A 12,066-nucleotide genomic window follows, 5' to 3' on the forward strand; every position below is an offset into this window, starting at 1 on the left:
CCCTTCCACGTCATAGAAGAAGTGCCCATATACCCCGGTTGTGAAGCCTTAGCCGACAAAACCGCCAAAAAGAAATGCCTGTCTGATAAAGTAATGGCTTTTGTCCAGAAGAACTTTGATACAGACCTGGCGGTAGAACTCGGTTTGGAAGGACGTCAACGCATCAGTGTGCAATTTAGAATAGACGAGCGCGGCAAGGTGGTAGAAGTAAAAGCTCGGGCTCCTCACCCCCGGCTAGAACAAGAGGCAATTAGCATTGTCCTTGCTGATGGCACTACGGTAGTCATTGAAGATCTCGAGCAATTAGAAGATGTAATTGAAGAGGCTGAGGACGCCTGTGATGAGGACGATGACTACGATTATGACGACGACGATTGTGAAGACTGCACCCTTGAGGATCTTTCTGATCTCTTGACGGGATGTTCTCCTTGGCATGTGGCTGAACTTGAGTGCGATGATGTAGAACTTGGGGAAACCTATGAAGGATACGCCTTCACCTTTACAGAAAGCGGAGAAGTTATTGTAGAGACCGATTCGGACGAGTTTTTTGGAACTTGGGAAAGTTCTTGGAGCGGTGAGGAAATCACTGTAGTTATTGAAATTGAAGGCTTGCCAGATTTTAATGACGATTGGATCTTACACGAACTGGAAGTTGAAGACGATGGGGCTTATGTAGAGTTGCGATTGGGTGATGATAATCTGGAATTTGAAAGCAGCTGTGATGGTTCTACTGATGGCGACCCTGATCCAGAAGTAGAAGCACTGGCAGCGGTTTTAACTGACAAAGCTTGGTTTGAAACCAACTACTTTGACGATGTGGATGAGACCAACTTATTCTGCGAATACACCTTTGAATTTGGTGCTGATGGCATTGCGGTAGCGGTTGCTGGAGACGAGACAGTTGAAGGTGAATGGGATATCATTAATGACGACTCTGGACTGGACCTTTTTCTCGACTTTGGAGAAGCCTTCCCTTTTGATGAAATCCTTGACGACTGGGAGGTCATTGAATTTGATGAGAACGTCATAAGACTGCGCGATATCAGTGGTGGTGATGGCACCGAAGACCTTTTGACCTTTGGCCGTGAGGCAGCCAGCTGTGATTAATAAGATTAAATTGAATGTGCTAGACCGAGGCTCTTCATAGCCTCAATTACCGGAGAACGGTCTTGTAAAGTCACCTCTTTTAAAAAAGGGATGGCTTTTTTATTGAATGGAAATGCGATACCCAAGACTAACTCCATAAGTATCTCTGAAGCCGTCCCCCCAGTCCGCAGCTGCCTGCAAATTGAGGACACCGTATTTTTTAAAGTCATACTGAACACCGACAAAAGTATTGAGAATCTGCTCTGGCGGATCAATGGTACCGTCCATACGGAATGATCCAAAATTCTCCCAAGCAGTAGCTTTGGTATAAACGAGCCAAGACCCGTGACCTGCACTCAAGCCTAAATGGATTCCTCTGACGCGGTTGTTTGCAATTTCCAAACCAGTTTCATCCATAGAAATAAAAGGCAATCCCAAGATGTTCCCGTCATAGGTCCATCCGGAGCGATAAACACCGCTTCTAAAATAATTATCCCTTCCGGCATCACCAGTTGCCCCACTTTGATCTGTAGTCTGAAAATATTCTACTACTAAACCTTTAAAAAGACTTGTATAGTCTTCTGTATTCGGGTCATAATAAAAACCCCAGATTCCGTCTGGAAAGTTCTTTAGACGGGTTCCTGAGCCGTCCTCAAAAGGATGCGAATGATAGAAACGCAAGTTACCGTAGGTAGTACGGTGATTGACCTCAAGTTCATATATCCCTAGATGGTTTCCTAAAGCGTTCGCTCGATCTGTATCTGAAGCGGAATCACTTCCCTGACTAGCAAAAAAAATATCTATGAAATCAGAGAACCCAGAAGGTTGCTCTCCACGTTCCGGGGAATTTCCACCCCATTGGGCGTAGTGCTGTATTCCAGCCTTCAAAGTGGTTCGAGGGCTTAAGGTTATCACTGCTGCCAATCGCTTAAAATGCAACATGGCATCATCCACAAAGCGATCATCATTGAGCTCATAGTGTCCAATCCCCCAATCCAGAGCGACTCCTTTAAAAATTCGTTGAGGACCTGGTGCTTCCACCAAGAGTCCTGGAAGCGCTCTTGCGTTTCCACTCAAGAGAAAATTGTCTTGCACCAATCCAAGACCATCAAAACGGTCTTCGTTGCGGCGGGAACCTATAACCACAGATAACCAAGGTGTATCCAATTGGGCGTAGAGTTCGTCTCTTTGCAATTCATCGGGCACCTCGTCACGATAAAAAAGACTGGCTTTCCCAGAGATTTGCCAACCATTATTGAGCATTAGTTGCCCAGATAATCCGCCATCTACCAAGAAATTAGTCCCTGCTCCTACCGCACCATTGGTGTTGGCTTGCATCCAAAAAGGTAAGTTTTGTTGGCTACTTTTAAAAACGCGAACACCGCCTGTTGCTTGATAATTATACTCCTGTGCAAAGCTGAATGCCGAAAAAAGCAAAAGAGCCCCAAAGCATTTAATTTTAGGTTGGAAGAATCGCATGTTCGGTTGGTTTATTTTTTCTGTAGGACCTCTGGTGCTACGATCTCTGGTTGATCAACTGGAGTATCCTTGAGATCCATGATCTCCTGATCACTGAGATCCAAACACTCAAAGTCGGAGTTCTTACTGATGAACTCGGGCACTAAGGCTTTCATTTTAGTTACCACGCTGTGATCGTCATGTCGAAGAGCGGCTTCTATGATTTTGTTCACCTTTTTACTGACAATATCAAAGTCCTTGATCACATCTTTAGCAATAAGGATCTTTTCGTGATGCGTAGGCAATGCACGCGATGAATCACTGATAAGTTCTTCATAGAGTTTCTCTCCAGGACGCAATCCTGTAATCTTAATCCCTATGTCCTGATCGGGCTCATATCCAGCAAGCTTGATCATCTTTTTGGCTAGGTCCATGATCTTAACAGGTTCTCCCATATCAAAGATATAGATCTCTCCTCCCTGCCCCATTGCGCCAGCTTCCAATACCAATTGACAGGCTTCTGGAATGGTCATGAAATAACGAATGATATCTGGATGCGTAATGGTTACCGGACCGCCTTTTTCAATTTGTTTTTTGAAGAGCGGCACTACACTTCCGTTGGATCCTAAGACGTTTCCAAAACGCGTGGTGATGAATTTGGTCTCGGGAGAATTCCCTTCACTATTCACATAATAGTTCCGCGACTGCACATACATCTCAGCGGCGCGTTTGGAAGCCCCCATTACATTACTTGGGTTTACAGCCTTGTCCGTAGAAACCATCACAAAGCGCTTCACTTTATTTAAAACAGCCAGATCCGCTAGATTCTTGGTTCCGTATACGTTGGTGATTACCGCTTCTGGTGAGTTGTCTTCCATAAGCGGCACGTGTTTGTAGGCCGCCGCGTGGTAGATCACATCAATATTGTACTTTTTAAAGAAAACGCCTAAACGGTTTCTATTAGCCACATCACAGATCAAACATTTGATATTCAACTCTGGATGATTCGCCTGTAATTCTAACTGGAGGTTATGCAGCGGTGTTTCGGCCTGATCCAACACCAAAACCAATTTAGGGTTGAACTTGGCCAGCTGTCTAACGATCTCACTACCAATGGATCCTGCTCCACCCGTTACCATAACAGTCTTATCACTCAACTGTTTGATCTTTTCGTCATTGTGAAGGACAATAGGATCGCGCTCCAGCAGATCTTCAATTTGCAGATTCTTTACCTGATTGGCAACCGACTTATTCTCACTCCAATCCAAGACCAAAGGAGAATTGTAAACTTTCATATCGTGTTCCAAACAGTCTTCTACTATGGCAAATTTCTGATTGGAAGACAAATCACTCCCAGACATAATCACTGCGGATGCATTGAGTTCCTTGATCTGATCTGATAACTTACTTTCCAGCTTGATCACCGGCTTTCCTAAGATCTGCAAACGCTTGTTGATATTGCGTGTTGCTACAAATCCTTGAATTTGAAAACGCTGAGGGTGTTCTATATCTAAAGCAGCTGCAATAGAAATCGCGTTCTCATCAATACCAATGATCACGGCCTTCTCCATTTCTTCCCCTTTTTGGGCAATCTTGAAGTACTCATAAAGTTGCTTCACCGCCAATCGGAACAAGAATAAAAAAGTAAACGAGAAGAATAGATATAACACCAATGAGGAATTCAAAAAGATCTTCTCCCCCTTCATGGCAACCATGGAATAGTTAATTACCATAAGTACGCCAAAGGTACTTACAGAGGCTAGCAAGAGCTTTAATGCATCCATATAAGAACTGTGACGCACCAAGCCCGCATAGGTCTTGAATAATAACATAAACCCAAAATGCACCCCTACAATCATTAAGATCTGTTGGGTTGCACTCAACAGCGGTAAATACTGAATTTGAAGGTCTTTAAGCACTATTGCCGTAAGGACAATAGAACAAACCAATAAGAAAGTGTCAATAAGAAGAACGCACCACCTGGGTAGATACTTTAGACTTCTGACGTCTAATGCATTGTCCTTAGAGGAAAGAATGATTTGAAGCGCGTTACGTAATTTTCCTGCCATACTCGTGTGCTATTGCTACTCCATAAACTGAAGTATCGCCTTTTTAATCCGGTCCCGGTCAGCATCCGTCAAATTGGAACCAGAAGGCATGCACAATCCTTTTTTAAATAACTCTTCCGCAGTTCCGTCGCCATAAAACAAGGCTCCGTCAAAAACCGGTTGTAAATGCATAGGCTTCCACAAAGGTCTGCTTTCTATGTTATTTGCTTGCAAAAATATACGTAATTTTTCATTATTACGCTGATCATCCGATTTTTTAAAGATTATAGCGGACAACCAGTGGTTGCTGTAGGCATCTTCTGAGGATTCTTTAAGGACTTCCACCATGTCTGAATCTTGGAACAGTTCACGGTAGAATTCATTATTCTGTCTGCGCAATCCCACGTGTTTATCCAAAACCTCCATCTGCCCTCTACCAATACCGGCTACGATATTACTCATCCGATAATTATAGCCAACTTCTGAATGCTGGTAATGCGGAGCTTGATCTCTAGCTTGCGTGGCCCAAAAGATCGTTTTTTGCTTTTGCGCTTCCGTACGGCAAACTAAAGCGCCTCCACCAGAAGTTGTAATGATCTTATTTCCGTTGAAGGATAAGATTGATAGGTCTCCAAAGGTTCCACACTTGCGCCCCTTATAACTAGAACCCAAGGCCTCTGCAGCATCTTCTATCAAGAAAATACCATATTCCTTGCAGATTGCCTCTATTTTATCAATTTGACCAGGCATCCCATAGAGATGAACCATCAATACCGCTTTGGGTTTTACCCCAGCCGCTAACCTCGCTTTTATAGCGGTCTCTAGGTGCTGCGGACTCATATTCCAAGTAGTTGCTTCTGAGTCCACAAAGACTGGAGTTGCGCCTTGGTAAATGATTGGATTAGAGGTCCCACAAAAGGTAAACGATTGGCAGAGTACCTCATCTCCTGCTCCTACTCCCGCATGCAATAGCGCCAAATGAATCGCAGCAGTTCCCGAAGACAAACAAGCGGTGTGATTGCCAGCACCTAAATAATCTTCAAGCGCCTGCTCAAAACCAGTTACGTTCGGACCTAAAGGAGCGATCCAATTCCGGGCAAAGGCCTCATTTACATAATTTTGTTCTGTTCCTCCCATATGCGGAGAAGACAACCATATTTTGGGTAGTTCGCTCATAAAACTGTTTTTATGATATAGCCAATATCTTTAAAGATACTGTAGTTCTCTATGTATTCTTTGTTGAGTTCGACCTTTTTAGGCCAGATAACCTCAGCATTGTATTTTTCAGGATCTACTTGAGCCGCCAAGAGTGCCTCCTCATCTTTAAAATAAATGGATGCTGGACCCGTGATTCCAGGACGAATGTCAAGTAAAACACGGTCTTCGCCTTCTAGCTTATCCATAAAACCTGGAACATCTGGACGCGGCCCCACAAAACTCATTTCGCCTTTAAAAACGTTGATCAACTGCGGCAATTCGTCGAGTTTTGACTTCCTCCAAAAAGCACCCATCTTGGTGATTCTTGGATCTTTACTGGTACTTACCGTAGTAGTTACTCCTTCTATATTGCGCATGGAACGCAGTTTGTATACTTTAAAGAGTTTGGTGTCTTTGCCTACACGTGTTTGTTTAAAAAATCCGGATAGCCCAGTGTCCAGTCTTGCCAAGACCGCACAAATCAAGATCAACCAACCAAAAAACAAAAGACCAATGGCTGAGACCACTAGATCAAAGGCACGCTTGATGAACTTATTGGTTGGAGACATTGTCGTAATTTAAGGCTTGTAAGGTTGGTTCACAAATTTCGTTCAAAGCTTGCTGCTCTTCTTTACTGAGCTTTTCATGGGAGCCAACACTGCGGTTGGAGACTCTTGCAACAGCCTCAGAAACCTCCTCAGACGTAGCGCTTGTTTTTCCTAAAAACTCAAGGATGGTTTTTAGTTCTTCCTGCGGATTATTCACAAATTGCTCGTATTTCACTTCAATGAATTGATTGGCGTCTAATTGGTTTTTATCCGCTTGCGTTGCATGAACACAGGCTTGCCATTGCAGCGCACAAACCTCTAAAAGACTTTTTGTTTTGAAATCTGCGTCAATTCCTGGGTAAACAGGACCCCAAAAAGAAAGTCTATCAGCTCCAAAGGCCTGTTTTAAACGGTTTATCCCAAACTTCCAGACATAATACGGCAGATCCCGCAGAGGTGTTTGCTTGAGCTTTTTTAAGGTATAATTGAGTTCAAATGGAGCTGCCCAACGGATCTTCGCGCTTGGTGCCACATCGCGTCCATCTCGATTGATCAGAATGTACTTTGCCTCCGGAAAAACCTCGTGCACAAAAGCCAGACGCAAGGAGTTCGCGCAGGTCTTTTCCACTACAAATTCCAAATTTTGAGATTCTTTGAGTTGATTGAACCGTCCTCTAATGTAATTTTTCACCTTTGGACTCGCCAACTGCGGAGCTAAAATGTCCGTGGGTTCAAAACGATTGCCATACCTCCAAACCGGATTGATCTCATCGCAATCCCAAGTACCAAAACCAGCAATGCTGCAAATTACATCACGCAGCATATTGGTGCCAGTTCTGCCCGCACCTATGATTATTACTGGGGTATGATTTAGCTCTTTCGGCATAACATTTCAAGTTTTTCTTCTATAGCATCAACACTAGATTCCAGTGAGAGTGCTTTTTGATAATAAGCAGCGCCTTGTACTCCGAGTGCTTTGCGCTTTTGTCCATCCAAGTCTAAAAATGCGTGGATGGCTCGTATAAAATCTTCTGTACTGTCTGGTTCAAAGGCAAAGCCAGCATCAGCAGCTTCTAAGATCTCTTTGGCATCTCCTTTCAAGCCCATCAGGATCGGCTTTCCGGATTTTAAATAGGCCAATATTTTAGACGGAATCGTGATCTCAAAGAGCGGATCTTTTTTCAAGTGTACCAAAAGCACATCCGCAGCATTTAAGAACATACTCACCTCTTCCGATTGCACTCTGGGAATGAACTGCAAATTATCCAAGCCCATATCAGCGGCTTTCTCCTTCAGACGAGTCTCATCGGCACCGCCCCCCAATAGAATCAAGTTAATGCGCTGATCTGCAAGGCCTTGAAAGGCTTTGGCAGCTTCCAAAACTACATCTAAAGCCTGCACAATTCCTAGATTGCCCGCATAGAGCAGATTCACAGCATCTGCCTTAAAATATTTTTCGTAGCGCTGCTGATCCAAAGGAGTATCATCAATGCGGTCTCGGGACCAATTGCTCACAAATTGCATTTTTTCAGCAGGGACTCCCTTAGCGGTCAACTTCTTTTTAAATCCAGGAGTACAAACGGTTATGAATCCTGCGTTGCGGTAATTCCAATTGCACCAAGCATTGATGACTTTTAGTGCTTTAGGGTTGGTAAGCATGCCTGAAGTGGCCACGGTCTCTGGCCAGAGGTCGTTGATATCATATACAAAACGCACACCACGCAGCTTTTTGAGCACAATTGCAGGAACGGCTACAGGTATAGCCCCTTGATATACAAAACAGACATCGGGCTTTTTAATGAGCCACAATCCAATAAAGGTCGCGCTAAGCGCATAGCTCAAATAATGCAAAAAACGTTTGAACCCAGAAGCACTGTGATCGGGATAGATTGGCACACGGATCAGGTTCACGCCTTCCATGTGTTCGCGTTTGTACAAGCGCTGTTTAAAGCCAGGATATATTTTACCTATCGGATAGGAAGGAAACCCGGTCAACACCTCTACCTCATGGCCGCGTCTTACCAGTTCTTTGGCAAAGTCAAGGCTTTTGGCTGTGGGTTCCGGATTAAAGAGTTGTTTTACAATCAGGATTCGCATGGCGATCACTTAGACCAAACTACGCGGTTGATATAGTCCGTGTAGGATATGATGATTCGCACTACTTTTTCAGACACATTAGGCATGCTGTAATCTGCAACTGGCCTAAAGTTGCGTTCTGGAGCTCGTTTTTGAACGCTTAAAGCTGCCAATCCTTGCAAAATCCGCTCCGGTTGCAACCCAACCATCATTACAGAAGCTTCTTCCATAGCCTCAGGGCGCTCGTGAGCTTCACGAATATTCAAAGCGTGAAAGTTCAAAATGGAAGATTCCTCAGAGATCGTCCCACTATCAGACAGTACCACGAATGAATTTACCTGTAAGGCATTGTAATCACTGAACCCCAAAGGTTTTAGAAACTGAATGTTCTTATGGGCCTTAACCTCCTTGGCTTCCAGCATATTACGGGTTCTTGGGTGGGTTGACACAATCACTGGGTAATCGTATTGCTCTGCGATCGTGTTCAGCGAAGTGATCAGGCCGTCAAAATTTCTTGGATTGCTGATGTTCTCCTCGCGGTGGGCTGAAACTACAAAGTACTCGTGCTTTTTCAGGTCCAAACGTTCCAAGACATCAGATGCTGCGATCTTAGCTTCAAATTGATTCAAAACCTCAAACATCGGGCTACCTGTTTTGATCACACGATCTGGAGACAAACCTTCTCGCAACAAGTATTCTCTCGCAATATCACTGTAGGTAAGGTTGATGTCGGCAACGTGATCCACGATCTTTCTGTTGGTCTCTTCTGGTACTCTTTGATCAAAACAACGGTTCCCAGCTTCCATATGGAATACAGGAATCTTGCGCTTTTTAGCAGGGATAGCGCAAAGGCAAGAGTTGGTATCTCCTAAGACCAAAAAGGCATCGGGTTGAATTTCTTCCAGTAAAGGATCAATGCCAATTAAAATACGCCCAACGGTTTCGGTTGCATTTTTACCCGCTGCTCCTAGAAAGTGGTCTGGTTTTCTGATCCCCAGATCTTCAAAGAAGATTTCATTGAGTTCATAGTCGTAATTCTGACCGGTATGCACCAAGATATGTTCAATGGCAGGATTGGCATCCAGCGCTTTCATCACACAGGCTAACCTGATGATCTCAGGTCTTGTTCCTACTACGGTTACGACTTTTAATTGTTTCATCTCAACTGGGTTTTCTGTGGCAAAAATAGGAGTTAATCTTTACAATCCGCAGCAATTAATCTACGGATTCAAAATAGGTGTCTGGGTCCTCCGGATCATAAGGTTCATTGATCCAAAACAGGGTGATCAATTCCTCATCTCCAATATTGGTAATGTTATGAGTATACCAAATTGGCATATCCACATAAGCCGGCTCGCTTCCGTCTAAGAAAAACTCATAGACCTTATCGGTATTGATCTTTCTGAGTTTAATACAGGCCTTTCCTTTGATCACTGCAAAGCGTTCCACCTTTCTGGTGTGGTAGTGATTACCTCGTGTAATGCCTGGAACAGTAGTTGAATAGGACGACTGCCCGGAAGTTCCAGCTCGCATGATCTCTACAAATGCACCGCGATTGTCCGTATGCATAGTGAATTTGCGTGGGAAATACTCCTTCGGAATGTATGAGGTAAAGGTGTTGAACAAATCAATATCAAAGCCGCTACTAATGTCTGGCACTTGGTTGTTCTCCACATAGATCGATTTAAAATGCTCGAGTTTTTGGAGCACTTCGGTCACTTTTGCCTGATAAGGCGCTTCTATTGCTTTAAACGCAACACCGGAACTATCACTCTGGATCTGCTGATAGAAGTGTTCTACCAAGGCATTTACGTAGATCAGGGATACAGTAGCATCCTGATGCACTTCTGGAGCTCCACCCGTGTTCAACAAATGACAAAAGGTAGCAATAAAGGAATTGTAAAACGGTTTTCCGAAGGGACCAAAGACATTTGGAATTAAGAGGGAAGTCACGCTTCCGGCCTGCTGTTGCGCCCAGGTCTCTAGTAGTTTTCGACCGTCGCGTTTGGATTGTCCGTAAAGGTTGTCCTGCTCTTCCTGTGTTGAAGAGCTAAATATAATCTTTGGAGTTACGGCTGCCGATTGACAGGCGTCAATCAACTTTTGAACAAGACCTACATTAGTATCGTAAATGACTTGTGGATCTTCATGCCGATTCATTGCAGCTATGTGAACAATCACATCACAGTTCGCAACCCAATTTGCAAGATCCTCAGGCTTATCAAACAGGCTGCGCTCAAAATCCGTACGACTTATTTGCTCCGTTTTTGTTCCTAAGAAGTTGTAGAGATGTTGCCCGATGAAACCTGCTTGTCCGGTGATGCCAACTCGAATCATAATGTCTATTGATTAGCAACGTCTTCTCTAATAAACTCCAGCTTAAGCAGCAGTTGTTTCATACCTTCAATATCAAGACGTTCTGTGTTGTGAGAATGATAATCCTCCACTTTACTCATATCAACCTCCCCTTTAGAGAAGTAGTTTGCATAGTTGAGGTCACGATTATCTGCTGGAATGCGGTAATATTCACCAAGATCTTCAGCTTTGATCACTTCTTCCCTTGTCAGTAGCGATTCGTAAAGCTTTTCTCCGTGACGTGTTCCAATAACCTTGATCTCTGAATCACTGTTGTAAAGCTCTTTCACGGCTTTGGCCAGTACTTCAATGGTAGCCGCTGGTGCCTTTTGCACAAACATATCTCCAGGACGCGCATTGTTAAATGCAAAAAGTACAAGATCTACCGCATCCTCCAAGGTCATCATAAAGCGTGTCATATTGGGATCGGTAAGGGTCAATGGTGCTCCCTGTTGAATCTGCTCTACGAACAAAGGAATTACCGAACCTCTTGAAGCCATTACGTTACCATAGCGCGTTCCACTGATGATGGTGTTGCCAGCATTTCTGGACTTAGCAACCAATACCTTTTCCATCATCGCCTTAGAGATTCCCATTGCGTTGATTGGGTATACAGCTTTATCCGTGCTCAGTACAACGACATTAGCTACATTATTAGAAATGGCTGCTTCCAAAACATTCTCTGTACCCAATACATTGGTCTTTACCGCTTCTACCGGAAAGAATTCGCAGGAAGGCACTTGTTTTAAAGCAGCCGCGTGAAATACGTAATCCACCCCGCGCATGGCGTTGAATACTGCATTGTAATCACGTACGTCCCCGATATAGAACTTTACTTTTGGATTAGCCAGTTTGCGTCTTAGATCGTCCTGTTTTTTCTCGTCACGAGAAAAGATGCGGATCTCAGAAAAATGATCTGTATCCAGAAATCTCGATAAAACAGCATTACCAAACGAACCTGTTCCTCCCGTTATTAGAAGTTTCTTGTTTTTAAGTTCCATAATTATTTTAAGATCTTTTTTATTCCATTTAGGGTATCTGCATTGGTAGTATCAAACACGCCTTTATAGTAGCTCACTAGTTCTCTTTGCTGATCGCGATAGGTTTGCTGATCATAAGTCATAATCTCCAATATGCGATCCCTCCATAAGTTCACCTCAAGGTCTACCAGGGTACCTGAAACTTGCTGATTAGCGGGTTTCCATGGCAATCCCGTACTGGCCAAAACTAATTTTCGAGACTCTATTGCCTCAAAAAAAACATGGCAAAAACTCTCAGATTTTGAAGGTATTAAAACC

10 protein-coding genes and 1 pseudogene are annotated in these 12,066 nt (G+C 43.8%); 1 reads left to right on the forward strand and 10 read right to left on the reverse strand.

Going from position 1 to position 12,066, the window contains the following annotated elements; all coding sequences use genetic code 11:
• A pseudogene (locus HRT75_RS03950) lies at positions 1 to 1,107 on the forward strand (hypothetical protein); the annotation flags it as partial.
• Between the two features lie 99 nt (positions 1,108 to 1,206).
• Here HRT75_RS03950 and HRT75_RS03955 read toward each other — a convergent pair.
• The 10 genes from HRT75_RS03955 to HRT75_RS04000 all read right to left on the reverse strand — a co-directional run.
• Positions 1,207 to 2,424, reverse strand: coding sequence for a capsule assembly Wzi family protein (locus tag HRT75_RS03955; protein WP_291182902.1), 1,218 nt, complete (start codon positions 2,422 to 2,424; stop codon positions 1,207 to 1,209).
• 152 nt (positions 2,425 to 2,576) lie between these two features.
• On the reverse strand, positions 2,577 to 4,613 hold the full coding sequence (locus HRT75_RS03960; protein WP_291182904.1) for a nucleoside-diphosphate sugar epimerase/dehydratase: 2,037 nt from the start codon (positions 4,611 to 4,613) through the stop codon (positions 2,577 to 2,579).
• A gap of 15 nt (positions 4,614 to 4,628) precedes the next feature.
• Positions 4,629 to 5,768 (reverse strand): aminotransferase class I/II-fold pyridoxal phosphate-dependent enzyme, encoded by a 1,140-nt coding sequence (locus tag HRT75_RS03965; protein ID WP_291182906.1) that lies wholly within the window; start codon positions 5,766 to 5,768, stop codon positions 4,629 to 4,631.
• Positions 5,765 to 6,358, reverse strand: coding sequence for a sugar transferase (locus tag HRT75_RS03970; protein ID WP_291182908.1), 594 nt, complete (start codon positions 6,356 to 6,358; stop codon positions 5,765 to 5,767). Before HRT75_RS03970 ends, HRT75_RS03965 begins: the two co-directional genes overlap by 4 nt.
• A complete protein-coding gene (locus HRT75_RS03975) occupies positions 6,342 to 7,223 on the reverse strand; it encodes a sulfotransferase (RefSeq protein ID WP_291182910.1) in 882 nt (293 codons plus the stop codon). Before HRT75_RS03975 ends, HRT75_RS03970 begins: the two co-directional genes overlap by 17 nt.
• Positions 7,208 to 8,434: a glycosyltransferase family 4 protein gene (locus tag HRT75_RS03980; protein ID WP_291182912.1), complete on the reverse strand. Its 1,227-nt coding sequence runs from the start codon at positions 8,432 to 8,434 to the stop codon at positions 7,208 to 7,210. Before HRT75_RS03980 ends, HRT75_RS03975 begins: the two co-directional genes overlap by 16 nt.
• Before the next feature lie 5 nt (positions 8,435 to 8,439).
• Complete coding sequence (wecB, locus tag HRT75_RS03985; RefSeq protein WP_291182914.1) at positions 8,440 to 9,573, reverse strand: UDP-N-acetylglucosamine 2-epimerase (non-hydrolyzing); 1,134 nt, start codon at positions 9,571 to 9,573, stop codon at positions 8,440 to 8,442.
• Between the two features lie 55 nt (positions 9,574 to 9,628).
• On the reverse strand, positions 9,629 to 10,750 hold the full coding sequence (locus HRT75_RS03990; protein ID WP_291182916.1) for an NAD-dependent epimerase/dehydratase family protein: 1,122 nt from the start codon (positions 10,748 to 10,750) through the stop codon (positions 9,629 to 9,631).
• A gap of 5 nt (positions 10,751 to 10,755) precedes the next feature.
• The gene (locus HRT75_RS03995; RefSeq protein ID WP_291182918.1) at positions 10,756 to 11,769 is read right to left on the reverse strand and encodes a polysaccharide biosynthesis protein; all 1,014 of its coding nucleotides are present in this window, start codon (positions 11,767 to 11,769) and stop codon (positions 10,756 to 10,758) included.
• Positions 11,770 to 11,771: 2 nt separating this feature from the next.
• Positions 11,772 to 12,066: hypothetical protein (locus HRT75_RS04000; protein WP_291182921.1), on the reverse strand; the 295-nt coding region annotated here is incomplete at its 5' end.

This window comes from Gilvibacter sp. (genome assembly GCF_013214815.1).
Lineage (GTDB): Bacteria > Bacteroidota > Bacteroidia > Flavobacteriales > Flavobacteriaceae > Gilvibacter.

Coding starts and splice junctions, on each gene's coding strand:
- HRT75_RS03955 (WP_291182902.1), bottom strand. CDS start 2,424: ATGCAAGCCAACACCAATGGTGCGGTAGGAGCAGGGACTAATTTCTTG.
- HRT75_RS03960 (WP_291182904.1), bottom strand. CDS start 4,613: ATGGCAGGAAAATTACGTAACGCGCTTCAAATCATTCTTTCCTCTAAG.
- HRT75_RS03965 (WP_291182906.1), bottom strand. CDS start 5,768: ATGAGCGAACTACCCAAAATATGGTTGTCTTCTCCGCATATGGGAGGA.
- HRT75_RS03970 (WP_291182908.1), bottom strand. CDS start 6,358: ATGTCTCCAACCAATAAGTTCATCAAGCGTGCCTTTGATCTAGTGGTC.
- HRT75_RS03975 (WP_291182910.1), bottom strand. CDS start 7,223: ATGCCGAAAGAGCTAAATCATACCCCAGTAATAATCATAGGTGCGGGC.
- HRT75_RS03980 (WP_291182912.1), bottom strand. CDS start 8,434: ATGCGAATCCTGATTGTAAAACAACTCTTTAATCCGGAACCCACAGCC.
- wecB (WP_291182914.1), bottom strand. CDS start 9,573: ATGAAACAATTAAAAGTCGTAACCGTAGTAGGAACAAGACCTGAGATC.
- HRT75_RS03990 (WP_291182916.1), bottom strand. CDS start 10,750: ATGATTCGAGTTGGCATCACCGGACAAGCAGGTTTCATCGGGCAACAT.
- HRT75_RS03995 (WP_291182918.1), bottom strand. CDS start 11,769: ATGGAACTTAAAAACAAGAAACTTCTAATAACGGGAGGAACAGGTTCG.